This is a genomic window from Streptomyces sp. SGAir0957 (assembly GCF_043523415.1).
This window is the reverse complement of record NZ_CP027293.1, coordinates 3,122,419-3,148,400: the sequence shown is the minus strand read 5'-3', so window position 1 is coordinate 3,148,400 and position 25,982 is coordinate 3,122,419. Positions and strand designations below refer to the sequence as shown.

Sequence of the window (25,982 nt, the reverse complement as noted above, 5' to 3'; positions counted from 1 at the left end):
GAGCATGAGCAAGCCCGTCGAGAACGCTGACAGCGTGGTCAGCACCGTCCGTGCCCACATCGAGAACAACCGAGCGGCGTTCCTCGACGACCTCGCGGCCTGGCTGCGGATCCCCTCCGTCTCCGCCCAGCCCGATCACGCTCCTGACGTGCGGCGCAGCGCCGACTGGCTGGCCGCACAGCTGGCCGCGACCGGCTTCCCGACCACCGAGGTGTGGGAGACACCGGGCGCCCCCGCCGTCTTCGCGGAGTGGCCCTCAGGGGACCCCGCGGCGCCCACGGTGCTCGTCTACGGACACCACGACGTACAGCCCGCCGCCCGCGAGGACGGCTGGGACACCGACCCCTTCGACCCCGTCGTCATCGGTAATCGGCTCCATGCGCGCGGTGCCGCCGACGACAAGGGGCAGGTGTTCTTTCACACACTCGGCGTGCGCGCCCACCTCGCCGTGACCGGCCGCACCACCCCCGCCGTCAACCTCAAGCTGCTCATCGAGGGCGAGGAGGAGTCGGGCTCGCCGAACTTCCGCGCCCTTGTCGAGAGCCGCAAGCACCGCCTTGCCGCCGATGCCGTGATCGTCTCCGACACCGGCATGTGGTCCGAGGACACCCCCACGGTGTGCACCGGCATGCGGGGCCTCGCCGACTGCGAGATCGAGCTGCGCGGCCCGGACCAGGACATCCACTCGGGATCGTTCGGCGGCGCCGTCCCGAACCCGGCGACCGCCGCCGCCCGCCTCGTCGCCGCGCTCCACGACGAGCACGCGCGCGTGGCCGTTCCCGGCTTCTACGACGGCGTCCAGGAACTCACCGACCGGGAGCGCGCGCTCTTCGCGGAGCTGCCCTTCGACGAGGACCAGTGGCTGCGCACCGCCAAGTCCCATGCCACGCACGGCGAGGCCGGACACAGCACCCTGGAGCGCATCTGGGCCCGGCCCACGGCGGAGGTCAACGGGATCGGGGGCGGCTACCAGGGCCCCGGCGGCAAGACCATCGTGCCGTCCTCCGCCATGCTGAAGCTGTCGTTCCGGCTGGTCGCGGGGCAGGACCCCGACCACGTCGAGAAGGCGATCACCGCCTGGGTCGCCGAGCAGCTGCCCGCCGGGATCGGCCACACGATCACCTTCGGCGCCGCCACCCGGCCGTGTCTGACCCCGCTCGACCACCCGGCCCTGCAGTCCGTCGTACGGGCGATGGGCCGCGCCTTCGAGCAGAAGATCCGCTACACGCGCGAAGGCGGCTCTGGCCCGGCGGCCGACCTCCAGGACGTCCTGGCCGCCCCCGTGCTCTTCCTGGGCATCTCCGTCCCCTCCGACGGCTGGCACGCCCCGAACGAGAAGGTCGAGCTCGACCTCCTCATGAAGGGCGTCGAAACCACCGCCTACCTGTGGGGCGACCTCGCGGAGAACTGGACGGATGCGCACTGAACGGAGCCCCGCCCCCGCCGCACGACCCGTCGAACCACTTGCCGAACCACCCTTTTCACGACCGGGGGAGTTGGAAGCACCTGTGACCACCTGGACCGACCGCACCGCCGACCTCGCCGCGGGCCGCCCGCTGACGCTTGCCGCGCCGAGTGGGATCGACCGCGCCGCACACCACCGCCTCGACGAGGCATGGCTCGCCGCGGCCTGGAGCCACCCCTCGACCCGCGTCTTCGTGGTCTCCGGCGGTCAGGTGCTCATCGACGAGACACCGGACGGCGCGACGGAACTGGTCATGACCCCGGCCTTCGAAGCGCCCCTCACCGAGGCTCACAGGTACTTCCTGGGCACCGACGAGGACGGCGTGAGCTACTTCGCGCTCCAGAAGGACAGCCTCCCGGGGCGCATGGACCAGTCAGCGCGCCCCGCGGGCCTGCGCGAAGCGGGTCTCCTGCTGTCGCAGCGCGACGCCGGCCTCATGGTGCACGCGGTCGCCCTGGAGAACTGGCAGCGCCTGCACCGCTTCTGCTCCCGCTGCGGCGAACGCACCGTCATCGCCGCCGCGGGCCACATCCGCCGCTGCCCGGCCTGCGGGGCCGAGCACTACCCGCGCACCGACCCGGCCGTGATCATGGCCGTCATGGACGCGCAGGACCGCATCCTCCTCGGCCGCCAGGTGCACTGGCCGGAGGGCCGCTTCTCGACGCTCGCCGGGTTCGTGGAGCCCGGGGAGTCCATCGAGGCGTCGGTGCGCCGCGAGGTCTTCGAGGAGGCGGGCGTCCTCGTCGGGGACGTCTCCTACGTGGCCAGCCAGCCCTGGCCGTTCCCCTCCAGCCTCATGCTCGGCTTCATGGCCCACGCCACGTCGACGGAGATCAATGTCGACGGTGACGAGATCCACGAGGCGCGCTGGTTCTCCCGCGACGACCTGCGGGCCGCCTTCGAGACCGGGGAGGTCATGCCTCCCTACGGGATCTCGATTGCGGCCCGCTTGATCGAGCTCTGGTACGGCGAGCCCCTGCCGAAGCCCAGCGACGCCCTGTGAGCGCCCGCCGGTAGCGGCCTCAGACGCCGATCTTCTGCTTGACCTGCGCCAACGAGGGGTTGGTCAGCGTCGAACCGTCGTCGAAGAGAACGGTGGGAACCGTCTGGTTCCCACCGTTCGCCTTCTCGACGAAGGCCGCGGACTCCGGGTCCTGCTCGATGTTGATCTCGGTGTACTCGATGCCCTCGCGCGCCATCTGCTTCTTCAGTCGCTGGCAGTAGCCGCACCAGGTGGTGCTGTACATCGTCACAGTGCCCGGCATGTTCCTCGCGCTCCTTCGGGGCTGGGGTGCGTGTTCGCAATCAGACGAACGCGAGCGACGGCCCCGCCATTCCCGCGCGTCGACCGCATTAGTACGACTAACACCGGCCGCCTGTGGACAACGCGACGCACCCGTCCCCGACGACCTGGCAGCATGGCGGGGTGACAGCAGCAACGCACTCCACCCTGTTCCCACAGGTCCCGCAGACGGCCGACGAGGTGCTCGACGGGCTCGACCCCGAGCAGCGCGCCGTGGCGACGGCCCTGCACGGTCCGGTGTGCGTGCTCGCGGGCGCCGGCACGGGCAAGACGCGCGCGCTCACCCACCGCATCGCCTACGGGGTCCGCGCCGGGATCCTGCAGCCCGCCAGTGTGCTTGCCGTCACCTTCACCAACCGCGCCGCGGGCGAGATGCGCGGCCGCCTCCGCCAGCTGGGGGCGGGCGGGGTCCAGGCCCGCACCTTCCACTCGGCGGCCCTGCGCCAGCTCCAGTTCTTCTGGCCCAAGGCCGTCGGCGGCGAGCTGCCCCGGCTCCTCGACCGCAAGATCCAGTTCGTCTCCGACGCGGCGACCGCCTGCGGGGTGCGTCTCGACCGCGGTGAGCTGCGGGACGTGACCGGGGAGATCGAGTGGTCCAAGGTCACCCAGACCGTCCCCGGGGACTACGCGGCCGCGGCGCACAAGGCCGGGCGGGAGACCGTCCGCCACCCGGCCGAGATCGCCCAGATCTACGCGAACTACGAAACCCTCAAGCGGGACCGCTCCGTCATCGACTTCGAGGACGTCCTGCTGCTCACCGTCGGCATCCTCCAGGACCGGCACGACATCGCCGACCAGGTCCGGGCCCAGTACCAGCACTTCGTCGTCGACGAGTACCAGGACGTCAGCCCCCTCCAGCAGCGCCTGCTCGACCTGTGGCTCGGCGACCGGGACAACCTCTGCGTCGTCGGCGACGCCAGCCAGACGATCTACTCCTTCACCGGCGCCACCCCCGACCACCTGCTCAACTTCCGCACCCGCCACCCCGACGCCACCGTCGTCAAACTCGTCCGCGACTACCGCTCCTCGCCCCAGGTCGTCCACCTCGCCAACGGGGTCCTGGCGCGCGCAGGCGGCCGCGCCGCCGAGCACCGCCTGGAGCTGATTTCGCAGCGCGAGAGCGGACCCGAGCCGGTCTACACCGAGTACGCCGACGAGCCCACCGAGGCCGAAGGTGCGGCGCGCCGCATCCGCGAGCTGATCGCCTCCGGAGTCTCCGCGGGCGAGATCGCGATCCTCTTCCGCACGAACAGCCAGTCGGGCATCTACGAGCAGGCGCTCGCCGACGCCGGAGTGCCCTACCAGCTGCGCGGGGCGGAGCGGTTCTTCGAGCGGGACGAGGTCCGCAAGGCGCACCGGAGGCTGCGGGCAGCCGCGCGCTTCGGACAGAACGACACGGAGTTCGACGACGCCGTCGACCTGCCCTCCCAGGTCAGAGCGGTCCTCTCCGGTGAGGGCTGGACGACCGAGGCCCCGGCCGGGTCCGGCGCGGTGCGTGACCGCTGGGAATCCCTCGCGGCGCTCGCCCGGCTGGCCGAGGAGTACGCGCGTGCCGAGCCCGCCGCCGCCCTGGCCGACTTCGTGACCGAGCTGGACGAGCGCGCCAACACCCAGCACGCCCCGACCGTCGAGGGCGTCACCCTCGCGTCCCTGCACGCGGCGAAGGGCCTCGAGTGGGACGTCGTGTTCCTCGTCGGTCTCGCCGAGGGCATGATGCCGATCACCTACGCCAAGACCGACGAACAGGTCGAGGAGGAGCGCCGGCTGCTCTACGTCGGCGTCACCCGCGCCCGCCACCACCTGAGCCTCTCGTGGGCGCTGTCCCGCTCGCCCGGCGGTCGCCCCACCCGCAGAGCCAGCCGCTTCCTCGACGGTCTGCGGCCCGGCTCCACCGGCTCGGTCGGCCGGAGCGGCGGCGGGGGCCGCGGCGGCGTCGAGCACGGGGCGCGGCCGGGCGCCGCCGAGCCGCCGGGCGCGGTCCGCCGCAGAGGCGCCCGGAAGGTGGCGCGCTGCCGGGTCTGCGGGCGCACGCTCGAAGCGGTCGAGATGAAGCTGATGCGCTGCGAGGACTGCCCCTCTGACATGGACGAGGGGGTCTACGAGCGCCTTGTCGAGTGGCGCGCGCGCACGGCGGCCGCCCTCGGCCAGCCCGCGTTCTGCGTCTTCACCGACAAGACGCTGATCGCGATCGCCGAAGCCGCGCCGGAGGACGAGGCCGAGCTGTCCCGCGTCCCGGGCGTCGGTGTGCGCAAGTTTCGCGCCCACGGATCGGATGTGCTGGCCATTTGCGCAGGTCAGGTGCTGGAGGACCACCAGACAGAGGCTCCCGAGGGGGACTGAGGGAAACTCGTCGAAAAAATAGTTTGCGCATGCCCCAGCGATCCCCATAGGTTCTTAAGCACGAAAGCAGCGGCCTTCTCGGAGGCGCTGGTTTCGTGCTGTACTTACAAGCCGTCGGACCGGTTCACCCCGGTCCCCTAGACGCCGAGAGGAGGCGATTCCAGTGATCAGCATCAACACCAGCTCCAGCACCACCGTGAAAATGACCGATCGCTCGGTCGTCGCTTCCTGCCTGCTCGGCTTCTCGAACCTGGGCACCGGTCTGTCTGGCGTCAGCGCCATGCGTCCGGAGTCCGGTCTGTCTCTCGCGGGTCTTCCCATTCGCGAGGGCAATGAGCGACCGACCAAGGCACCGGAAGCAGTAGCGGCGGCACAGGCTCAGGCCTATGCCTTCGCGGCGGCCGGTGCCGGATTCCGGAAGCAGACGACGCAGCACCACACGATGTGGGCCTTCCGTGGGCTCGAACCCTGGAGCGATCCAGCCTGATCGACGATCAGGCAGGCGCCTTCAGGGCCGCGGAACCCCACCCGGGATCCGCGGCCCTTCTGTTTTCCCGGAAGAACCAGCGATCTTCCGAGGAACCGGCTCGAAGGGGCCTCGGGACAAGAACTGAACCCGGTACCACCGCCACCCGGCACACCCGCCGGAACAACCAGACGAGGAAGACACCACCGTGCAACTCGAAGCGCACGCCCCGTCCGTACCGCCTTCGGACCCTCTTCCCCCGCCCGTCCCCACGGAGGACACCACCTTGAACCCGCTGACTGCGCTCACCGCGCTCGACGACGCCATCGAGAACCTCGGCGTGCCCGTCCCCTGCCGTGCCTACGACCCCGAGGTCTTCTTCGCGGAGTCGCCGGCGGATGTCGAGTACGCCAAGTCGCTCTGCCGCACCTGCCCGCTGATGGAGGCCTGCCTCGCCGGCGCCAAGGAGCGGCGTGAGCCGTGGGGCGTCTGGGGTGGGGAGCTGTTCGTCCAGGGTGTCGTCGTCGCCCGGAAGCGGCCGCGTGGCCGCCCGCGCAAGAACCCGGTCGCGGCATGAACACCCGAGGAACGATCGACCGCCCCCTGACGCACGACCCCAAGAAGCAGGCCCCGATGAAGCCGTCCACGAGCGAGCCCACCGGCTCCGCGATTCCAGACTTTCCCACGTCCGACGCGCACGACTCGCGTCAGAACAGGACCCGTCAGATGCAACTCATCCCAGAAGCCCTGGCCCGTGCGCATATGCACGAGCAGCTGCGGGACGCCCATGCCGAGCGCCAGGCCCTGCGCCTGGTGGTCGCCCGCCGCATGCAGCGGCGTGCCGAGCGCGCCTCGCTGCGCGCCCGGCGGGCGCTCGCCCAGGCCGTCATGCAGTAGGACGCCGACGCGGCCGAGCCGGCACGCGGCGCCACCTGTCACGCAGTTCGCGGGGGCCGGTCCGAGAGGGCCGGTCCCCGCGGTGCGTTGTACCGGACGATCATCGGTATATGGCGTTATCGTCGCGGAGTGATGTCTCTTCCAGGCGGGGGCTCCGCGCAGCCGAACGACCAGCGGGCGACTGACCAGCGGGCGAACGACCGGCAGTACGTCGTGTGCGCCCGGTGCGGCACGCGTGCGCAGGGCACACCGCTGACCTGGTCGTACTCCGTGGAGGACGGGGTGGGCCGGTACGTGTGCGAGGCCTGCGCCCGCGAGCACATCAGGGCCATCGAGGCCCGGCTCGACTCCGACTGGTGGTGACCGCGCCGCGGCCGGTGCTCAGGCCTCCGCTGCCGGTTCCTGCTCGGGCTCCTCTTCCGCCTCCGTCAGGAACCCGGGCACCCACGCCTCCAGTTCATCCCGCAGCCGCACCGTGGCGCCGAGCTGGCACAGGACCCCGATCGTGCTGAGCGTGACCCGGTGGATCAGGAGGTACGCCGGGGGCAGGTTGAGCCGCTTGCCCAACTGGTGGGCGGGAGAACGGGGATCGGCGATCCGCGCCGCCTGGTTGCGCATCCAGGAACGGGTGAACGTGAACGCCTCCACCTGCGCGGGCTCGATGATCGGCAGGAGGTAGTCGAGCACCGCATCCGGTTCGAGCTCGATCGACTCCCGGACGAAGCCCTCCTCGCGCAGCATCTGATAGACGGCGACGGCCTCGCCGTCGAGCGTCATCCGCAGGGCGCGGCCGATCGTGGCGGGCAGGCCGCCCGGCAGCCGGTCGACGGTGCCGAAGTCCAGGACGCCCAGCCGCCAGCCGTCCTCGCCGTCCGGCAGCAGCCGGAAGTTGCCCGGGTGCGGATCCGCGTGCAGGAGGCCGGTGCGCGCCGGACCCGAGAAGAGGAACCGCGCCAGCAACTGGCCCGCGCGATCCCGCTGTTCCTCGCTCCCGCCGCTGATGACCTCGGCGAGCGGTGTCCCGTCGATCCACTCCGTGACCAGGACCTGCTCGCTCTGGTGCACGACGTCCGGCACCACGACATCGGGGTCGTCGGCGAACTCCTCCGCGTGCGCCCGCTGGGCCCGCGCCTCCAGTTCGTAGTCCAGCTCCTCGGTCACCCGGTCGCGCAACTCGGCGATCAGCGGCTTGATGTCCATACCGGGTATGAGCGGCCCCAACAGGCGGGCGAAGCGGCTGAGTTGCGTGAGGTCCGAGAGCAGTGCGTCACCGGCGCCCGGATACTGCACCTTCACGGCGACCTCGCGCCCGTCGTGCCACACGGCGTGATGCACCTGGCCGATGGAGGCCGCCGCCGACGGCTTGTCCTCGAACTCCAGGAACAGCTCCTGCCACCGCGCGCCGAGCCGCTCCTTGAGCACCGCGTGCACGGTGCGCGTCGGCATCGGCGGTGCCGCCTCCTGCAGCTTGGTCAGCGCGGCCCGGTAGGGACCGGCGACCTCCTCCGGCAGGGCGGACTCGAAGACGGACATCGCCTGCCCGAACTTCATCGCCCCGCCCTTCAGCTCACCGAGGACCTTGAAGAGCTGGTCGGCCGTGCGCTGCTGCAGCTCGCGGCCGACGATCTCGGCGGACTTGCCGCCGATGCGTCTGCCGATGCCCCAGGTCGCGCGGCCGGCGAAGCCGATCGGTAGTGCGGCCAGCTTGGCGGTACGGGTAACCGCCTTTCGGGGAAGATCAGACATACACCCCTCCAAGTGCCGGACAGCCGTGCCGCGCATGCCCAGGCGTCATGACGCCGTCAGCCGTTGCTTACACCGCCATTGTGTCGTGCGGCCCTCGCTCCACGGAGGTCTCCTTCCCGTTACCTCCCTCACCCGCACCGCAGGAGCAGTGCGGGTGTGGCCAGACCGGGCGGGCATGCCAGTCGAGTCCCGGCGCGGCCGTCTCCCAGCGCGCCCCGGTGGACGACGGCAGCTCCCCGTCCAGGAAAGCGAGCCCGTGGGCCGCGGCGAGACCCGCGACCGCGGTGGCGAGCGCCACGTCACAGGCCTGGATCTGGCGGCTCGCCCGACCCGAGCCCCACTGCGCGAGCAACCGGGGCCAGGTGGGATCCCGCTCCGTGCGCCCGAGCAGCAGACAGTGGGCGCAGCCGGTGCCGCCCGGCAGGACGAGGGGGCCCACGATCCCGGTGGCCTCCACCACGCCGGCGTACAGATGCGGGATGCCCGCCGCGATCAGGTCCTCGGCGGCTGCCGGGGCGGGGGAGTGGACCGCGAGCCCGTCACGCGGCGCGATGATCACGAGGGAGAGTGCGGACTCCTCTAGCTCCAGGCTCGCGAACTCCTCCTGCCTTCGGCTGGCGGACTCCTCTTGCTCCCGGTTCGCGGATTCCTCCCGCTCCCGGCTCACCGATGACGCCTGTGTCCTGCGCCGGTCGGGGCGCGGGGGCCGCGCAGGCGCCGAAGCGCGCACCACCTGGCGCGCCGACACGTCCCGGCGCTCGCCCACCGCCTCCGCCGGCTGTCCGCCCGGCGCCACGTCCCACGGCTCGACGCAGCCGCCGTCCCGCACGTCGACATGGCCCACGCCCGCGGCGGCGAGGACGGAGGCCACCAGGGCTCCCACGCGCCCGGCGCCCCGCACCTGCACCCTCATGCGGTGCCGGGCCGCGAGCTTCCGCGCCGCTTCGGCGGGCCCCGCCGTAGTCACCGTCAGTGCCGCGTGATCGGGGCGGAGCCGGTCCATCACCTGGGTCTGTTTCCGCAGCGCCCGGGCGGCCGGCCCGCCTCCTGTGGCGTCGTCGAGCAGTCCCGCGCCGCTCAGCCGCTCCAGAAGCGCCTCCACATGTCCGTCGGGCAGGCCCATCCGCTGGGCCTCCTCCCGCAGCAGTGGCACGCCCCGCGTCCCGTCCAGCAGGGTCAGGAAGCTGCCCGTCGCCGTGTCGACCGGGCCGAGCACCACGGCGTGTGCCGGGGTGAGCCCGAACTGCACCGTGTTCAGGTCGTGCCAACCGCGCCGCAGCGCGGGCTTCAAGAGCGGATGCATAGCTGTGTCCCCCGTGCCGAGCCGTCTGTCGATCGATGGCCAGCATGCTCCCCGGGCGCGAACCGTGCCGAAAGTTGTCCACAGGCTGGGGGTGATAGTCGTACTAATCGAGCGGCGGTGCCGGCAGCCCACCGAACACGCCCGCCACGCAGCGCCGCACAGTCCGCACGCCGCGCCGAACAGTTCCACGACCACGCGCCGAACAGTTCCACGACCACGCACTGACCAGTTCCGCGACAGCGCACCGAACCGTTCCGGAGACGGGACTTCCGCCCTGCGCAACCGGTAACGTCGGGGCGTGCCCGCCGACCCTCTGCACCGTGCCACGAAACCGCAGCGCAGCACGACCAGTCCGCCGCCGGGCGGCCCGGGAGTGAGCGCGGTCGAGGTCCGCAGGAGCGCCCGGCGCCGCAGGACGGTCTCCGCCTACCGCGAGGGGGACCGCACCGTGGTGCTCATCCCGGCCCGCATGTCGGAGGCCGAGGAGCAGCGCTGGGTGACCGTCATGCTCGACAAGCTCGCGGCGCAGGAGAGCAAGCGGGTCCTCGGCGACGCCGAACTCGTCGAGCGCGCCGAGCGCCTCTCCGGGCAGTACCTCGACGGCAAGGCCCGCCCGACCTCGGTGCGCTGGGTCACCAACCAGAACACCCGATGGGGCTCCTGCACCCCGGCGGAGGGCAGCATCCGCCTTTCGCACAGACTGCAGGGCATGCCGGAGTACGTCGTCGACTACGTGCTCGTCCATGAGCTGGCGCATCTCCTCGTGCCCGGTCACGGGCCGCGGTTCTGGCGGCTCCTGGAGGCGTACCCGCGGACCGAGCGGGCCCGCGGGTACCTCGAAGGAGTGGTCGCGGCGGAACGTCTTCCGCATCTGCCGCCCGCGCGCGGGGAGTGACCGTCCCACGGGACCGGTTCTGTACCAGGGCTGTACCGACTTCTTCCGCCCCTGGCGTTTGCAGTTAGCCTGACGCGACGCAATCACCATCGGGATGGGGGACGGTCGTTACGCATGGCCAGGGAATTCCAACGCGGCCACAAGGCCAAGATCAGCGACCTCACCGCGGGCACGGATCTGTACGTCGGCGTGCAGATCAGCGGCCCCGGACTGACCTTCGACATCAGTTGCTTCGGGCTCGACGCCGAGGAACGGCTGTCGGACGACCGGTATTTCGTCTTCTTCAACCAGCCCAAGACGCCCGAGGAATCCGTCCAGCTGCTCGGCGCGCAGGCCGGTGACACGGAGTCGTTCCGCGTCACCCTCGACAAGATCCCGGCGGCCGTCCAGAAGCTGTCGTTCACGGCGACCATCGACGGCGCGGGGCAGATGTCGCAGGTGGCGCCCGGGTACATCCGGATTGTCGCCGGTGGCGAGGAGGTTGCCCGGTACTCCTTCCACGGCGGTGAGTTCTCCACCGAGCGCGCGGTGATGCTGGGCGACTTCTACCTCAAGGACGTGTGGCGGTTCGCCGCGGTCGGCCAGGGCTTCGACGGGGGCCTGGAGGCGCTGCTGCGGAACTTCGGCGGGGAGGTCGCCGAGGAGGAGCCCGCCGCGCCGCAGCAGTCCGCGGAGGCTCCCGGCTTCGCGCCGCCCGCCTTCGCCGCGCCGACGGCACCCGCCGCGGAACCGGCCCCCGCGCCCTCCTTCGGCGCACCCTCGGCCCCGGCGCCCGCGCCGCCCCAGAGCCCGCAGCCGCAGACGCCCCCGCCCGCTCCGGCTCCGGCGGCGCCCCCGGTGCACGCGGCCCCGACCGTCATCGCGCCGCTGACCACCCCGCCGGGCTCGGTGCCGCCGCCTCCGGCCCCCGCCCCGTACGGCCAGCAGCCGCCACAGCAGCCCTCGTACGGCCAGGTACCCGGCCAGGGCGGCGCGAGCCTGCCGCCCGGCTACGGGCAGCCGCCGCAGGCACCGTCCGCGCCACCCGGCTACGCCCAGCCGCCCGGCTATGGACAGCCGCCCGCCGCTCCCTCCCCGTACGGCGCCCCTCAGGGCATTCCGCAGCAGGCCGGAACCCCGGGCGTCGCGGCCGCGCTCGAGAAGTTCCGTGAGGCGCCCACCGGGCAGCGCTGGACTTTGCAGAACAAGAAGCTGATCCGTGTCGACCTCGGGGCCGCCGGGGACCAGCCCGTCCTCGCCCGGCAGGGCAGCATGGTGCTCTACCAGGGCAAGGTGGAATTCAGCTACAAGGGCGCGGGTTTCGCGGGCCGCATTGTCGGCAACGCCACCGGCCAGGAGATGCAGCTGATGCGCTGCACCGGGCGCGGCCAGGTCTTCCTCGCCGAGGAGGCCACCTACCTGCACCCCATCGAGCTGCAGGGCGACGCGATCTGCGTCTCCGCCGAGAACGTCCTGGCCTTCGACGAGAGCCTCCAGCACGAGGTGCGCAGGATCGAGGGGCACGGCATCCCCGGCGGCGCCCTGTTCGTGCTGCAGTTCCAGGGCACGGGGACCGTCGTCGTGAAGACGCACGGAACGCCCGTCGTGCTGCCGGTGACGCCGACGACCTTCGCCGACTGCAACGCGGTCGTCGCCTGGTCCGCCGCCGCCCAGGCGATCGTCTCCAGCCAGGTCCGGATGCGCCGCAACGCCTACCCCGGGGACAGCGGGGAGAGCGTGAACCTCCAGTTCCGGGGCGCACCCGGCAACTTCATCGTCGTCCAGCCGTACGAGGTCTGAGGGAGCCCGTCATGAACCAGCCACTCGCGGGCTTCGCCCCGACCCCGGTAGCCGCCCGCATGGAGAACCACGGCAGCAACATGCTGAAGGTCGCCATGCAGACCGGAAACGACCTCTACGCGCGCGTGGGCTCGATGGTCGCCTACGAAGGCTTCGTCCAGTACGAGCCGAACCCGCCCGCCGTGCGCCAGATCGCGCGCGACTGGATCACCGGCGAGGGCGCGCCCCTCATGAAGTGCTCCGGCGACGGCCTGCTGTACCTCGCCGACTACGGGGCGGACGTCGTCGTCATCAACCTCGGCGGAGACTCGATCTCCGTCAACGGCACCAACCTGCTCGCCTTCGACGCGCACCTGCAGTGGGGCGTCGAGCGCGTGAAGGGCCTCGCCAAGTTCGCGGGGCAGGGCCTGTGGAACATCAAGGTCAGCGGGCAGGGGCACGTCGCCCTGACCTCGCGCGGCACCCCCATCGTCGTCGACTGCGGTCGCGGCGAGGACGAGACGTACGTCGACCCGGACGCGCTGATCGCCTGGTCACCGACGCTGAAGGTGAAGGGCAAGCGCAGCTTCCGGGCCGGCTCGCTCATCGGGCGCGGCAGCGGCGAGGCCTACCAGATGGGTTTCTCCGGGGAGGGCATCGTCGTCGTCCAGCCCAGTGAGGACAGCACCGACCGTCTCCGAGCACGGGGCTGAGGGGGAGCGAACCACCATGCAGAGCCCGCTTTTCGCGTACAACGAGCAGCAGACCCACGAGCGCTACACGGCGCAGAACCCGCAGATGCTGCGGGTCGCCCTGGACGGCCACGACGACCTTCTCGCCCGCAAGGGCTCGATGGTCGCCTACCAGGGCCTGCTGGAGTTCGACGGGGAGGTCCAGACGTCCGGGCAGCGCCGTTCGCGCGCGTACACGGGCGAAGGTCTCGACCTCATGCGGTGCCACGGCCAGGGCACCGTCTACCTGGCGAACCTCGCCCAGTACATCCACGTGGTCGATGTCGAGCAGGACGGACTGACCGTCGACAGCAGCTACGTCCTCGCCATGGACTCGGCGCTGCACCACGAGGTCATCGCGGTCGACAGCCAGTTCGGCATCTCCGGCTCGGGCAAGTACCAGCTCAACATCACCGGCCACGGCAAGGTCGCCCTGATGACGTCGGGCCAGCCGCTGATGCTCCAGGTCACGCCCGACAAGTACGTCAACGCCGACGCGGACGCCGTCGTCGCCTGGTCGACCGGGCTGCGGGTGCAGATGCAGGCGCAGACGCACTCTTCGGGCGTCTGGCGCCGCCGCGGCAACACCGGTGAGGGCTGGGAGCTGAGCTTCATGGGGCACGGCTACGCGCTCGTCCAGCCGAGCGAGCTGCTGCCGCCGCAGAACGCGGTCATGGGGCAGGGCATCGCGGCCCAGTACGGCATGGGACAGCAGGGCGCCCGCGGCCAGAACCAGGGCAACGTCTGGGGCTGACGCCACGCAAGGGCGCCTGTAAGGGGCGGGCACTACGGTGCCCGCCCCTTACACATGCGCCCATGTACCTACGCGCCCATCGCTCCCTGGAGGCGCGTGCGGGTCGCCTCCACCAGGCGCACCACCGACGCGTCGGCCACCTCCGCGACCTTGTCGTACGGGAACCAGCGCAGGTCCAGCGACTCGTCGCTGATCGCCTCCGTGGCGCCAGCCGGGGCGAGGGCCGCGTACTGCGTGTCCAGATGCTGCGTGCAGGGCCCCGGGATGGGGTGCCGGTCCAGGCGGACCGGGCCGCCCGGAAGAAGCGTCAGGCCCGCGATCCCGGACTCCTCGGTCGCCTCCCGCAGCGCCGCAGCGGCCAGCGTCGGGTCGCCCGGCTCGCAGTGCCCGCCCATCTGGAGCCACATCTGCAGCTTCTTGTGCAGCGTGAGCAGGACGCGCCCGCGCTCGGGGTCGATCACCAGCGCGCTCGCCGTCAGGTGGCCCGCGGTGCAGGGCTTCCACATCGCGGCTTCACCATGGGCGGCGAGGTGGTCCAGGTAGGCCTGGCGCAGCTCGGCCTGGTCCTCGTAGCTCTTGAGCACGAGGACCGCGTCGTCGTACAGGCTCACTTGTCGGTGTCGTCCTTGCCGTCTGTTTCGCCCTTGTCGCCTGTTCCGCGCCTGTCGCTGTCGCCGCCCTTGTCGCCCGAACGGTCTGCGCCGTCCGGGTCGGCCGCGCCCTCGGCAGGCTTGGCGGTGGACGGGCCGCCGGCCGCTTCGCCGAGCATCTTGTCCAGCTCCGAGAAGTCCATCTGCTCGCGGTGGACGAAGCCGTCCGGGTCGTCCAGGTCCGAGGCGGTCGGCAGCATGTCCGGGTGCTCCCACAGGCCGTCCCGGCCGTCGACCCCGCGCGCGTCCGTGAGCGAGGCCCACAGGCGCGAGGCGTCCCGCAGGCGGCGCGGGCGCAGCTCCAGACCGATCAGCGTCGCGAACGTCTGCTCGGCCGGGCCGCCGGAGGCGCGGCGGCGGCGCAGCGTCTCGCGCAGCGCGTCGGCGGACGACAGGCGCGGCTTGGCGGCGGCGTGGACGACGGCGTCGACCCAGCCCTCCACGAGCGCGAGAGCCGTCTCCAGGCGCGCCAGGGCGGCCTTCTGCTCCGGGGTGTCCTCCGGCTGGAACATGCCCTGCTGGAGCGCGTCCTGCAGCTGCTCCGGGTTCTGCGGGTCGAACTGGCCGACCACGTCCTCCAGCTTCGAGGTGTCGACCTTGATCCCGCGCGCGTACCCGTCGACCGCGCCGAACAGGTGCGAGCGCAGCCACGGCACGTGCGTGAAGAGCCGCTGGTGGGCGGCCTCGCGCAGCGCCAGGTAGAGGCGGACCTCCTCCTTGGGGATACCGAGGTCCTTGCCGAACGCCTCGATGTTCAGCGGAAGCAGCGCCGCCTTGCCGGCCGGGGCCAGCGGCAGGCCGATGTCGGTGGAGCCCACGACCTCGCCCGCGAGCACGCCGAGGGCCTGCCCGATCTGCGAGCCGAACATGGCGCCGCCCATGGAGCGCATCATGCCGATGAGCGGGCCCGCCATGGCCTGCATCTCCTCGGGCAGGACGTCGCCCATGGCGAGGCCGACGCGCTCGGCGACCGGGTCGACGAGCTCCCGCCACACCGGCAGGGTCGCCTCGACCCACTCGGCGCGGCTCCACGCCACGGCGGTGCCGGCGCCCGACGGCAGCGACGTGGCGTCGTCCAGCCACAGGTCGGCCAGGCGGACGGCCTCCTGGACCGCGGTGCGGTCGGCGGGGCCGACGCTCGCGTCCTTCACGCCGTCCTGCGTGCCCTGGGAGACGGTCTGACGGGCGATGTCCTTGGCCATGTCCCAGTTCACCGGGCCGCCCTCGTACGAGAGCATCTGGCCGAGCTGCTGGAACGCCGCTCCCAGGTCGTTCGGGTTCATCGAACCGAACATCGCCGCGAACGGGTTGTCCCCGCCCGCGCCGCCGGGTCCGCCGGCGCCCGGCAGGCCCGGGAAACCGAATCCGAGCGGGTTGGCAGGTCCCTGACCGCCACCGCCCTGCTGGTCCTTCTTCTTGCCCTCGTCGCCGTCCTCCGGCTCCTCCGGCGGAAGGCCGAAACCAAATGGGGTGTCACTCACGGGATTCCTCGGCTGGTAAGGCCACCGGTTCTCTCCCGGCGGCGACTGCCCGACTTACACACACCCAGCGTAGACACCGTGACGGGATCGGGCCTCGGTGCTTCGCCGACTCATGTACTGCGGCAGGATGGATGCCTCCTGGTACGTACGCGTCATACACGTTCGTACTGAAGACAACCGCTGGAGACGCCGGGTGAGTTCCCCAGATCCGCAGGTTCGCGCAGCGCGAAACCCTTCGACCAGTCCAGGACAGCGCGGCCCCGTCGTCGCGGTCACCGGTGCCGCGTCCGGCGTCGGCGCCCAGCTCACCGAGCGGCTCGCCGCCTCCGACGCGATCAAGCAGGTGCTCGCCATCGACGAGCGGCGCGGCGAGTGCTCCTCCGCGACCTGGCATGTCCTGGACGTACGGGATCCGGCCATCGCCGAGAAGCTGCGCGGCGCGGACGTCGTCGTCCACCTCGCTCTCGACCTCGACCTGGAGTCGGACCCGGCGGCCCGCACCGCGTACAACGTGCGCGGCACACAGACCGTCCTGACCGCGGCCGCCGCGGCCGGGGTGCACCGCGTCGTGCTGTGCACCTCCGCGATGGTCTACGGCGCGCTCGACGACAATGAGCTGCCTCTCTCCGAGGACGCCGAGCTGCGCGCCACCGCGGAGGCCACCGGCGTCGGCGACCTGCTGGAGATCGAACGGCTCGCCCGGCGCGCCCCGCGCGCGCACCCCGGGCTCAACGTGACCGTGGTGCGCCCCGCCGTGCTCGTGGGCGGCGGCACCGACACGGCCCTGACACGTTACTTCGAGTCGCCGCGCCTCCTGGTGGTGGCCGGCTCGCGGCCCGCCTGGCAGTTCTGTCACGTGGAGGACCTGTGCAGCGCCCTGGAGTACGCGGTCCTGGAGAAGGTCGACGGGGAGCTCGCGGTCGGCTGTGACGGCTGGCTCGAACAGGAGGAGGTCGAGGAGCTCAGCGGCATCCGGCGCATGGAGCTGCCCTCCACCGTCGCGCTCGGCGCCGCCGCGCGGCTGCACCGCATCGGCCTGACGCCCTCCCCGGCCGGTGACCTGGCCTACACGATGTACCCCTGGGTCGTCAGCGGCAGCAGGCTGCACGACGCCGGGTGGCGGCCCCGCTGGACCAACGAGGAGGTCCTCGCCGAACTCCTCGAAGAGGTCGCGGGGCGGCGCACGGTCGCGGGCCGGCGCCTCGGCCGCAAGGACGCGACGGCGGCCGGGGCCGCGGGCGCGACGGTGGCGCTCCTCGGTACGGCGGCGGTCGTCCGGCGGGTGCGCAAGGCGCGGCGGCGCATCTGAGGGCAGGGCAACCGCCCATGGAGTCGTAGAAGGCTCCAACCCGCCACGCGCGCGTGCCGGGTGAAAGCGCTATTCACGGTTGTCGGCGGCGTACGGCACGATGAGCGCATGGCACCCACCCAGCACGACCACCCGGGCGAGCAGGCGGCACAGGACCCGATCACGCTGCTCGCCATCCGTGAGACGCCCCTCTCCCTCGACGAGGTCTTCCGGGCCGTCGGGGACGACGCGGCGGGCGGCACCGCGCTCTTCGTCGGGACGGTGCGCAATCACGACGGCGGGGCCGACGTGGACCGGCTCGGTTACTCCTGCCACCCCACCGCCGAGGCGGAGATGCGGCGGGTGGCGGCGAAGGTCGTCGCGGAGTACCCCGTGCGCGCCCTGGCGGCCGTCCACCGGGTCGGCGATCTGACCGTGGGCGATCTGGCCGTCGTGGTCGCCGTGTCGTGCCCGCACCGCGGCGAGGCCTTCGAGGCGTGCCGCAAGCTCATCGACGACCTGAAGCACGAAGTGCCCATCTGGAAGCACCAGACGTTCTCCGACGGGACCGAGGAGTGGGTCGGGGCCTGCTGACGCTGCTGGCCCCCGTTGAGCTCACCCCCGTTGTGCTCACCGTGTGGTTCCGGTTGCGAAACGGCACCCCTGCTGTGACGGTTGACGCCGAGGACGGTTAGTCTGCTGATCAGTCAATTGCGGTCGCACACGGGATCGGGAGGTCGGCATGGGGGCGCTCATGTGGCTGCTGATTCCCGTCTTCGCCGGGGTCGGGGCCGCCCTGTGGGGCACCTGGGCGGGTCGGCGCCGTCAGCAGACGGGCGACCACAGCGAACTCACCGGCTACGCGCGCTTCCGTGAGGCGATGGAGAAGCGCGAGGCCATGGAGAGGGCCGAAGCCATCGAGAGGGCCGAGGCCCTGGAGCGGTCGGAGGCCTTGGAGCGGTCCGACTCCGGGACCTGAGGCGACCTGCAGGACCTGACGGGGCGTCGGCCCCGCACGGTCCGGCCCCACAGGTGCGCCGACAGGCACGTCCCGTACTGTCGTTCCATGCCACGCCGCACCGCGACGATGCTCGCCTCGACCCTGCTGCTGATCGCGCTGCTCTGCGCGGGGGTGCTCATCAAAGTGCCCTACGCGGAGATGTCGCCGGGGCCGACGGTGAACACCCTCGGGGACCACGAGGGCGAACCGGTGATCCAGATCTCCGGGCACAAGACGTACGAGGCCAGCGGCCACCTGAACATGACGACGGTCCGTGTCACCAGCGCCGATTTCAACATGAACCTCGTCTCGGCCGTCTACGGCTGGCTGGCGCACGACAACATCGTCGTCCCGCACGACACGCTCTACCCGGACGGCCAGACCGAGGAGCAGTCCTCGCAGGAGAACGCCGAGGAGTTCAGCCAGTCCCAGGAGAGCGCCAAGGTCGCCGCCCTGAACGAGCTGAAGATCCCCGTGAAGTCCTGGGTGATCGTCTCCACGGTCGTCAAGGACAGCCCCGCCGAGGGCCGGCTGCACGCCGGTGACGTCGTCAAGGCCGTCGACGACACCGAGGTCACCAAGCCCGCCGACGTGGCGAAGCTGGTCACCAAGCACAAGGCGGGCGAGAACGTCGTCTTCACCGTCGTGCCCGCCAAGGAGGCCGCCGCCGCCGAGAAGGAGGGCAAGGAGGCGACCCGCACGGAGAAGGTCACCATCAAGACGGCCAAGGCCGACGACGACCGCGCCATCGTCGGCATCCAGGCCGGGACCGACCACACCTTCCCGTTCCAGATCGACATCAAGCTCGCCGACGTGGGCGGACCCAGCGCGGGCCTGATGTTCTCCCTCGGCATCGTCGACAAGCTCACGCCGACCGACCTGACCGGCGGAAAGTTCGTGGCCGGCACCGGCACCATCGACGACGACGGCAAGGTCGGCCCGATCGGCGGCATCGGCATGAAGACCGTCGGCGCCCGGCAGAAGGGCGCGCAGTACTTCCTGACGCCGAAGGACAACTGCGCCACCGCCGCGAAGGACGTCCCGGACGGCCTGACGCTCGTCAAGGTGGACACCATCGACGACGCCATGGACGCCCTGAAGGACATCCGCGAAGGGAAGACCGGCGACCTGCCCACGTGCTCGGCGAAGAGCTGACGAAGAGCTGAAGAAGAGCTGACGACAGCCACGGAGAGGGGCGCGCCGGAGTCTCCGGCGCGCCCCTTCGCGTCTCTGTACAGGCCGCCTACGCGCGCGTAGGCGTGCGAGAGCTACTCGGCGAACGTAGCCGACAGCGCCTCCGCGAGCCCCGGCACCAGCTGGGAGCCGGTCAGGACCTCGGTCGAGGAGTCCTTCTCGCGCAGCCGCAGCGCCGAGTCGCGGGAGCCGTCGCGCAGCACGCCGACCGTCATGCGGACCTCCTGGCGGTCCGGGTGCTCGGCGACCCAGGCGGCCAGCTTCTTGTCGCTGAGGCCCTCCGGGACGCTCGCCTCGGCCGACGGCGGCAGCATGAGGCGCTCCACCGTCAGGGCGCAGCCCACGACGGCGTCCGGCCAGGCGATGGTGCCCAGGAACTCGTCCAGCGCCTTGCCCGCGGGGATCTCGTCCTGCTCGATCGGGGTGTAGCCGGTGCTCTCCTGTTCGCCGTCCAGACCGAGCTGGGAGGCGAGAGCGGGTTCCTGGGCGCGCAGGGCGGCGGTGTCGACAAGGGCGAAGAGGCGAGCGGGCTGGTCCCAGCCGAGGCCGGAGGCGTACTCGTCGATCTCGAGTACGGCCCGGGTGAGGGGGCTCGCTGCCATGGGAGTGTTGGACATGGTCACAATCCTGCCTCGTTCCTCCCCCGAACCGGGAACTGAGTAAAGCGTGAGTAAGTTGCATAGGTGATGGGTTCTCGATCTCGGGGGCCCGGCCGACCGATCGATTACTCAACTTCGAGGTGCGCACCTTGGCTTTCCAGATGCCGGACCGCGGCGGAGGCCCGACGGGGCCGCGGATCAGAGTGGGCCGCCCGTCACGGCGGGCCCGGACGCTGCTGCTGACGCTGGGCGTCCTGGCCGTGCTCGGCATGGCCTTCGTCATGTTCGCCGGATTCTGGACGGACTGGCTCTGGTACCGATCGGTCGACTACTCGTCCGTCTTCACGACGACGCTGTGGACGAAGATCGGACTGTTCTTCGTCTTCGGACTGCTCATGGCGCTGGCCGTCGGCGTCAACATCTGGCTGGCGCACCGGCTGCGCCCGCCGCTGAGCGCCATGTCGATGGAGCAGCAGAGCCTCGACCGCTACCGGATGGGCATCGCGCCCTTCAAGAAGTGGCTGCTGCTCGGCATCACGGCCCTGGTGGGCCTCATCGCGGGCGCCTCGGCCGCGGGCCAGTGGCGCACATGGCTGATGTTCGTGAACGGGGTGCCGTTCCACCAGAAGGACCCCCAGTTCCACCTGGACGTGTCCTTCTACGCGTTCGACCTGCCCTGGTACCGCTTCCTGCTCGGCTTCGGCTTCGCGGCCACCGTCATCGGCCTGGTCGCCGCCGCGCTGACGCACTACCTGTACGGCGGGCTCCGGGTCACCAGCCCGGGGGCGCGCGCCACCGCGGCCGCGACGGGGCACCTCTCCGTCCTGCTGGGCGTGTTCGTGGCCCTGAAGGCCGTCGCGTACTGGCTCGACCGGTACGGGCTCACCGTGAAGTCGAGCGACTTCAAGGCGACCAACAACTGGACGGGTCTGCGGTATGTGGACGCGAACGCGTACCTGCCCGCGAAGACGATCCTGTTCTGCATCGCCGTCATCTGCGCGGTGCTCTTCTTCGCGACCTTGTGGCGCCGCACCTGGCAGCTGCCGGTCATCGGCTTCGGCCTGATGGTGCTCTCGGCGATCCTGATCGGCGGCCTGTACCCGGCCATCGTCCAGAAGTTCCAGGTCCAGCCGAACGAGCAGTCCAAGGAAGCCCCGTACATCGAGAAGAACATCGAGGCGACCCGCAAGGCGTACGGGATCGACAATGCGGACCCGGTCGACTACAGCGGCAAGAGCGGGAACGACACCAAGCAGCAGCGCACCGACTCCGACTCGGCCGCCAGCTACCGCCTGAACGACCCGAACATCGTGTCGCCCACCTTCCAGCAGCTCGAACAGCAGCGGAAGTACTACCAGTTCCCGACCACCCTGGACGTGGACCGGTACAACGGCGTGGACACGGTCGTCGGCCTGCGCGAGCTGAATCTCGGCAAGCTCGACAAGCGCAACTGGATCAACGACCACTTCGTCTACACGCACGGCTACGGCGCCGTGACGGCGAAGGGCACGTCGACCTCGCAGGGCGCCCCGCAGTTCACCGAGTCGGGCCTGCCGACCTCCGGTGACCTGGGCGACTACAACCAGCGCATCTACTACGGCGAGAAGACGACGCAGTACTCGATCGTCGGCGGGCCGCAGAAGGAGCTGGACTACGAGCAGGACGACGGCACGCAGAAGACCACGAGCTATGCGGGCAAGAGCGGCATCAACCTCTCGAACCCGGTCAACCGTGCCGCGTACGCGGTGGCCTTCAGCGAGCCGCAGATCCTCTACTCGGGCGCCATCGGCGAGGGTTCGCGCATCCTCTACAACCGCACGCCCAAGGAGCGCGTCGAGGCCGTCGCGCCGTGGCTGACCATCGACGGCGACGCCTATCCGACCGTCGTCGACGGGAAGATCAAGTGGGTGGTCGACGCCTACACGACGTCGAACGGCTACCCCTACGCGTCCCGGACGACGCTGGGCGACACGACCGCCGACTCCCTCAACGAGGGGGACAACCAGCGCGCGGTGGTGGCCCAGCAGAACCAGGTCAACTACATCCGCAACTCGGTGAAGGCGACCGTCGACGCGTACACGGGCGAGGTCAAGCTCTACACCTGGGACGACGACGACCCGGTCCTGAAGACCTGGAAGAAGGCGTTCCCCGGCACGGTCGAGGCGAAGAGCGCCATCCCGGCGGACCTGAAGGAGCACCTGCGCTACCCGCAGGACATGTTCAAGGTCCAGCGCGAGCTGCTCAGCCTGTACCACGTGACGAACCCGGCGCAGTTCTACAACGCGTCGGACGCCTGGCAGGTCCCCAACGACCCGACGAAGAAGGACAACAGCGCGGTCCCGCCGTACTACCTGTCCATGAAGATGCCGGGCCAGACCAGCCAGCAGTTCTCGCTGACGACGACGTTCACGCCCAGCGGGCGGCCGAACCTGCGCGCCTTCATGGCGGTCGACGCCGACGCCACCAGTAAGGACTACGGGACCATAAGGCTCCTGAGAGTCACCGAGGACAAGGTCTACGGACCCGAGCAGGTGCAGAACAAGCTCAACTCCTCGAACCCCGTGGCGAACTGGGTGCGTGACATGAAGGGCGCCGACTCGACGGTCCTATACGGCAATCTGCTGACAGTGCCGCTCGACAAGGGCTTCCTCTATGTCGAGCCGATCTACGCCCAGGGGCGTAACGCCGAGTACCCCCTGATGCGCAAGGTCGCGGTCTCGTACGGCGACCGGATGGGCTTCGCCGACTCCCTGCCGGAGGCGCTGAACCAGGCCTTCGAGGTGGACGGTGAGCAGCCGGCGGAGCCGGAGAAACCCGGTGGGGACACCACGAAGCCACCGGCGAACTCCACCGTCAAGGAAGCCCTCGACGACGCCGAGAAGGCCTTCGAGGACGGCCAGAAGGCGCTCCAGGACGGCGACTGGGCGGCCTACGGTGAGGCCCAGGACAAGCTCCAGGAAGCCCTGCAGCGTGCCGACAAGGCGCAGACGAAGGCCGACAAGGACGCCAAGGCGGACGGCGATTCCAAGGCCGGTGGCGACGCCAAGGCCGGTGATGGTTCCAAGGCCGGCAGTGACTCCGCAGACGCCGGGAAGACCGGTGACGGCGGCTGATTCGGTTGCCGCCCCCGCGCCGTGGTACGGTTTGTACACAACGGCGCGGGGTGGAGCAGCTCGGTAGCTCGCTGGGCTCATAACCCAGAGGTCGCAGGTTCAAATCCTGTCCCCGCTACTGATGATCGAAGGCTCGGAAGCATCAGCTTCCGGGCCTTCGGTGCGTCGGGGCCCCGGGCGTCACGAGCCACCGGCATGTGCGGACTCTGTATCAAGACAGTACGAACACTGCTCCGCCCGGGGACAGTTCGGGAAATTGTGTTTCACTTGTCGCCCTGTGGGCATGTCGACAAAACGCTGAAGTGACCTCAATGGCTGCGGTATACCAGGTGTACCCAGGTTGCAGGTGGTGCGACGATGGACGTTATGGGGGACAAGGCAACTCTGTTGGATACAGGGCGGTTTGTGCAGCCTTCCGACCGGGACGAACCGGGTGAGGCGGCAGAAGAAGCACGCCAGCGGCTGGCCGCCGAGGCCGGCGACGTCGAGGCGATGAGCGTCCTCGGCGCCATGCTGCTGCGCCGCGGTGATCTCGACGGAGCCGAACCCCTGCTGCGCGGTGCCACGGGCGAGGGCGACCGTGCCGCCGCCAACAACCTGGGCGTCCTGCTGCACCAGCGCGGCTACGCGGACGAGGCCGCGGGATGGTGGCGGGTCGCCGCCGTCGCCGGTTCGGCCGCTGCCGCGCACGCGCTCGGCCGCCACTTCCGCGAGCGCGGCGACGAGCCCGCCGCCGAGTACTGGCTGCGCCAGTCCGCCGAGCAGGGCCACACGCTCGGCGCCTACGCCCTGGCCGACCTCCTGGAGCACCGCAGCGACGTCGGCGCCGAGCGCTGGATGCGGGTCGCGGCCCAGCGCGGGCACCGCGAGGCCGCGTACCGCCTCGCCCGCGCCCTGGACCGGCAGGCCGCCCGCCTCGGCCCCGAGGACGTCCTGGTCACCGACGAGAACAAGCAGCCCGCCGCCGAGGCCGAGCAGTGGTACCGGCAGGCCGCCGCCAAAGGGCACCGCCGTGCCGCGCTGCACCTCGGCTCGATCCTGGAGAAGCGCGGCGAGCTGAAGGAGGCCGGCCGCTGGTACCTGACGTCCGCGAAGGACGGCGAGCCGCGCGCCGCGTGCGCCCTGGCCTTCCTGCTGCGCGACGCCGGGGACGAGGAGAGCGCCGCCGTGTGGTGGCTGCGCGCCGCCCAGGACGGCGACGGCAATGCGGCCAACGCGCTTGGCGCCCTGCACGCCGAGCGCGGCGAGACGCAGACCGCCGAGCGCTGGTACCGCGCCGCCATGGACGCGGGCGACAACAACGGCGCGTACAACCTCGGCCTGCTCTGCGCCGAGCAGAAGCGCACCGCACAGGCCGAGGGCTGGTACCGGCGCGCCGCCTACGCGGGCCACCGCGAGGCGGCCAACGCGCTGGCCGTACTGCTCCTGCAGAACGGCGACGCGGTCGGCGCCGAGCCCTGGTTCTCCAAGGCGGCCGAGGCGGGCAGCGTCGACGCCGCCTTCAACCTCGGCATCCTGTACGCGGGCCGCACCGAGCCGGACGCCGAACAGCAGGCCCTGCGCTGGTACGAGCGCGCCGCCGCGGGCGGGCACACCGAGGCCGCGCTGCAGGCCGGCATCGCGCGCCTGCGCGAGGGCGACGAGCCGAGCGCCGAGCGGCACCTGCGGTGCGCCGCGGGCGGCGGCAGCCCCGAGGCCGCGTACCGGCTGGCCCAGCTGCTCGACGTGCGCCGTCCGCCCGCCCCCCGGCACGAGCTGGGCGAACCGGTCACGGAGAAGAGCGAGTGCGAGGAGTGGTACGAGCGGGCCGCCGAGCACGGGCACCGGCGCGCCCAGGTCCGCGTGGGCATGCTGGCCGCGCTGCGCGGCGACGTGGTCGAGGCGGCCCGCTGGTACCGAAAGGCCGCGGAGGCGGGCTCGCGCAACGGCGCGTTCAACCTCGGCCTGCTGCTCGCCCGCGAGGGCAGCGAGCCGGAGGCCGCGCTGTGGTGGACACGGGCCGCCGACGCGGGGCACGGCCGGGCCGCGCTCCGGCTCGCCCTGCTGCGCGCCCGCCGCGGCGATCTCGTCGAGGGCCAGAAGTGGGCGTCCCGGGCGGTGGAGCTGGGCCCGGCGGAGGTCGCCGAGCGGGCCGGGCGGCTTCGGGACGCGCTGCGGCAGGAGCTGTCGGCCTAGGGCGGCCCCAGGGCGCCTCCCGCCGCGGCGCGGCTCGTACAAGGGATCGCCGGAACGGATTTGCGCTGGTCGGGGGCGTCCCGTAAGGTTGTGTTCAACGGCGCGGGGTGGAGCAGCTCGGTAGCTCGCTGGGCTCATAACCCAGAGGTCGCAGGTTCAAATCCTGTCCCCGCTACTCAAAGGCTCAGGGCCGGAATCCCAAGGATTCCGGCCCTGAGTCGTTTCTGCCCGCACGGGTGTGCGGAGGCGCGGAAAAAGGCCCGCATCAGAAGATGCGGGCCCTCTTGCGTTCAATGACTCCTACGACGCACAGTTCGGGCAGACGCCCCGGTACGTGACCTCGACGTCCGAGATCGTGAAGCCGAAGCGCTCCGAGTCGGGGAGGGCCGTCAGGGGGTTGCCCGTCGGGTGGACGTCGCGGATCTGGCCGCACTGGGCGCAGACCAGGTGCTGGTGCGGACGGTGCGCGTTCGGGTCGTACCGCTTCGCCCGCTTGTCGGTGGCCACCTCGATGACCTCGCCCAGGGACACCATCTCGCCCAGCGTGTTGTAGACCGTGGCCCGGGAGATCTCGGGGAGCTTCGCCACCGCGCGGGCATGCACCTCGTCCGCGGTCAGGTGGACGTGCTCGCCTTCGAGGACCTCGGCCACGACACGTCGCTGCGCGGTCATGCGCCAGCCGCGCCCGCGCAGTCGTTCCAGGAGGTCACTCATGACAACCAGCCTAACAGCAAGGGGACGGGATCCCGAATGAATGTGACTTTGGAGCACCGCTTGACTTAGACATTGTCAATTGTAGGATCCTCATTGGCTGAGGCCAAGCG

General features: G+C 71.0%; 24 protein-coding genes and 2 tRNA genes. 19 read left to right on the top strand and 7 right to left on the bottom strand.

What is annotated here, in order from left to right; genetic code table 11:
• The first annotated feature begins 4 nt into the window (after positions 1-4).
• Together C1N81_RS19040 and nudC are read left to right on the top strand one after the other, a co-directional pair.
• Positions 5-1,426: a dipeptidase gene (locus C1N81_RS19040; protein WP_394430655.1), complete on the top strand. Its 1,422-nt coding sequence runs from the start codon at positions 5-7 to the stop codon at positions 1,424-1,426.
• Between the two features lie 82 nt (positions 1,427-1,508).
• On the top strand, positions 1,509-2,468 hold the full coding sequence (gene nudC, locus C1N81_RS19035; protein ID WP_394430654.1) for an NAD(+) diphosphatase: 960 nt from the start codon (positions 1,509-1,511) through the stop codon (positions 2,466-2,468).
• A gap of 19 nt (positions 2,469-2,487) precedes the next feature.
• On the opposite strand, the gene C1N81_RS19030 is transcribed toward nudC, so the two are convergent.
• Complete coding sequence (locus C1N81_RS19030; RefSeq protein ID WP_394430652.1) at positions 2,488-2,730, bottom strand: mycoredoxin; 243 nt, start codon at positions 2,728-2,730, stop codon at positions 2,488-2,490.
• A gap of 161 nt (positions 2,731-2,891) precedes the next feature.
• Between C1N81_RS19030 and C1N81_RS19025 the strand changes: the two genes are divergently transcribed.
• The 5 genes from C1N81_RS19025 (at position 2,892) to C1N81_RS19005 (ending at position 6,834) form a co-directional block, all read left to right on the top strand.
• On the top strand, positions 2,892-5,108 hold the full coding sequence (locus C1N81_RS19025) for an ATP-dependent DNA helicase UvrD2 (RefSeq protein WP_394430650.1): 2,217 nt from the start codon (positions 2,892-2,894) through the stop codon (positions 5,106-5,108).
• A gap of 163 nt (positions 5,109-5,271) precedes the next feature.
• A complete protein-coding gene (locus tag C1N81_RS19020; protein WP_394430648.1) occupies positions 5,272-5,595 on the top strand; it encodes a hypothetical protein in 324 nt (107 codons plus the stop codon).
• Positions 5,596-5,782: 187 nt separating this feature from the next.
• A complete protein-coding gene (locus tag C1N81_RS19015) occupies positions 5,783-6,151 on the top strand; it encodes a WhiB family transcriptional regulator (protein ID WP_324771169.1) in 369 nt (122 codons plus the stop codon).
• Positions 6,148-6,471 carry a hypothetical protein gene (locus C1N81_RS19010; protein WP_394430646.1) on the top strand — a complete coding sequence of 108 codons (324 nt, stop codon included), beginning with the start codon at positions 6,148-6,150 and terminating at the stop codon, positions 6,469-6,471. The genes C1N81_RS19015 and C1N81_RS19010 overlap by 4 nt, the downstream gene beginning before the upstream one ends.
• Before the next feature lie 132 nt (positions 6,472-6,603).
• Positions 6,604-6,834, top strand: coding sequence for a hypothetical protein (locus C1N81_RS19005; RefSeq protein WP_394438056.1), 231 nt, complete (start codon positions 6,604-6,606; stop codon positions 6,832-6,834).
• A gap of 18 nt (positions 6,835-6,852) precedes the next feature.
• Here C1N81_RS19005 and C1N81_RS19000 read toward each other — a convergent pair whose 3' ends face one another.
• Both C1N81_RS19000 and C1N81_RS18995 read right to left on the bottom strand, forming a co-directional pair.
• Positions 6,853-8,217 carry an ABC1 kinase family protein gene (locus C1N81_RS19000; RefSeq protein WP_394430644.1) on the bottom strand — a complete coding sequence of 455 codons (1,365 nt, stop codon included), beginning with the start codon at positions 8,215-8,217 and terminating at the stop codon, positions 6,853-6,855.
• Positions 8,218-8,284: 67 nt separating this feature from the next.
• The gene (locus C1N81_RS18995) at positions 8,285-9,520 is read right to left on the bottom strand and encodes a ThiF family adenylyltransferase (protein WP_394430642.1); all 1,236 of its coding nucleotides are present in this window, start codon (positions 9,518-9,520) and stop codon (positions 8,285-8,287) included.
• Between the two features lie 298 nt (positions 9,521-9,818).
• Here C1N81_RS18995 and C1N81_RS18990 point away from each other — a divergent pair, with 298 nt between their 5' ends.
• The 4 genes from C1N81_RS18990 (at position 9,819) to C1N81_RS18975 (ending at position 13,658) form a co-directional block, all read left to right on the top strand.
• Positions 9,819-10,415, top strand: coding sequence for a M48 metallopeptidase family protein (locus C1N81_RS18990; RefSeq protein ID WP_394430640.1), 597 nt, complete (start codon positions 9,819-9,821; stop codon positions 10,413-10,415).
• Between the two features lie 114 nt (positions 10,416-10,529).
• Positions 10,530-12,194, top strand: a complete 1,665-nt coding sequence (locus C1N81_RS18985) for a TerD family protein (protein ID WP_394430638.1) — start codon at positions 10,530-10,532, stop codon at positions 12,192-12,194.
• 11 nt (positions 12,195-12,205) lie between these two features.
• A complete protein-coding gene (locus tag C1N81_RS18980; protein ID WP_394430636.1) occupies positions 12,206-12,886 on the top strand; it encodes an AIM24 family protein in 681 nt (226 codons plus the stop codon).
• 16 nt (positions 12,887-12,902) lie between these two features.
• Positions 12,903-13,658: an AIM24 family protein gene (locus tag C1N81_RS18975; RefSeq protein WP_394430634.1), complete on the top strand. Its 756-nt coding sequence runs from the start codon at positions 12,903-12,905 to the stop codon at positions 13,656-13,658.
• Positions 13,659-13,726: 68 nt separating this feature from the next.
• On the opposite strand, the gene C1N81_RS18970 is transcribed toward C1N81_RS18975, so the two are convergent.
• Together C1N81_RS18970 and C1N81_RS18965 are read right to left on the bottom strand one after the other, a co-directional pair.
• Positions 13,727-14,269 (bottom strand): NUDIX hydrolase, encoded by a 543-nt coding sequence (locus C1N81_RS18970; RefSeq protein WP_394430632.1) that lies wholly within the window; start codon positions 14,267-14,269, stop codon positions 13,727-13,729.
• A complete protein-coding gene (locus C1N81_RS18965) occupies positions 14,266-15,789 on the bottom strand; it encodes a zinc-dependent metalloprotease (protein ID WP_394430630.1) in 1,524 nt (507 codons plus the stop codon). Before C1N81_RS18965 ends, C1N81_RS18970 begins: the two co-directional genes overlap by 4 nt.
• A gap of 193 nt (positions 15,790-15,982) precedes the next feature.
• On the opposite strand from C1N81_RS18965, the gene C1N81_RS18960 reads away from it, so the two are divergent.
• The 4 genes from C1N81_RS18960 (at position 15,983) to C1N81_RS18945 (ending at position 19,232) form a co-directional block, all read left to right on the top strand.
• On the top strand, positions 15,983-17,098 hold the full coding sequence (locus tag C1N81_RS18960) for an SDR family oxidoreductase (protein WP_394430628.1): 1,116 nt from the start codon (positions 15,983-15,985) through the stop codon (positions 17,096-17,098).
• 108 nt (positions 17,099-17,206) lie between these two features.
• A complete protein-coding gene (locus tag C1N81_RS18955) occupies positions 17,207-17,671 on the top strand; it encodes a molybdenum cofactor biosynthesis protein MoaE (RefSeq protein WP_394430627.1) in 465 nt (154 codons plus the stop codon).
• A gap of 148 nt (positions 17,672-17,819) precedes the next feature.
• Positions 17,820-18,056 (top strand): hypothetical protein, encoded by a 237-nt coding sequence (locus C1N81_RS18950; protein ID WP_394430625.1) that lies wholly within the window; start codon positions 17,820-17,822, stop codon positions 18,054-18,056.
• 87 nt (positions 18,057-18,143) lie between these two features.
• On the top strand, positions 18,144-19,232 hold the full coding sequence (locus C1N81_RS18945) for a YlbL family protein (protein WP_394430624.1): 1,089 nt from the start codon (positions 18,144-18,146) through the stop codon (positions 19,230-19,232).
• A gap of 113 nt (positions 19,233-19,345) precedes the next feature.
• On the opposite strand, the gene C1N81_RS18940 is transcribed toward C1N81_RS18945, so the two are convergent.
• A complete protein-coding gene (locus tag C1N81_RS18940) occupies positions 19,346-19,888 on the bottom strand; it encodes a PPA1309 family protein (protein ID WP_394430622.1) in 543 nt (180 codons plus the stop codon).
• A 143-nt stretch (positions 19,889-20,031) separates the two neighbouring features.
• Here C1N81_RS18940 and C1N81_RS18935 point away from each other — a divergent pair, with 143 nt between their 5' ends.
• From C1N81_RS18935 to C1N81_RS18920, 4 genes are all read left to right on the top strand, one after another.
• Positions 20,032-22,983 carry a UPF0182 family membrane protein gene (locus tag C1N81_RS18935; protein WP_394438054.1) on the top strand — a complete coding sequence of 984 codons (2,952 nt, stop codon included), beginning with the start codon at positions 20,032-20,034 and terminating at the stop codon, positions 22,981-22,983.
• A gap of 44 nt (positions 22,984-23,027) precedes the next feature.
• Positions 23,028-23,101, top strand: a tRNA-Met gene (locus C1N81_RS18930).
• A 239-nt stretch (positions 23,102-23,340) separates the two neighbouring features.
• Complete coding sequence (locus C1N81_RS18925; protein ID WP_394430620.1) at positions 23,341-25,158, top strand: tetratricopeptide repeat protein; 1,818 nt, start codon at positions 23,341-23,343, stop codon at positions 25,156-25,158.
• Between the two features lie 101 nt (positions 25,159-25,259).
• Positions 25,260-25,333: transfer RNA gene (locus C1N81_RS18920), tRNA-Met, on the top strand.
• Between the two features lie 125 nt (positions 25,334-25,458).
• Here the strand turns inward: C1N81_RS18920 and C1N81_RS18915 are convergent.
• Positions 25,459-25,872 carry a Fur family transcriptional regulator gene (locus C1N81_RS18915; RefSeq protein WP_394430618.1) on the bottom strand — a complete coding sequence of 138 codons (414 nt, stop codon included), beginning with the start codon at positions 25,870-25,872 and terminating at the stop codon, positions 25,459-25,461.
• Positions 25,873-25,982 lie beyond the last annotated feature (110 nt).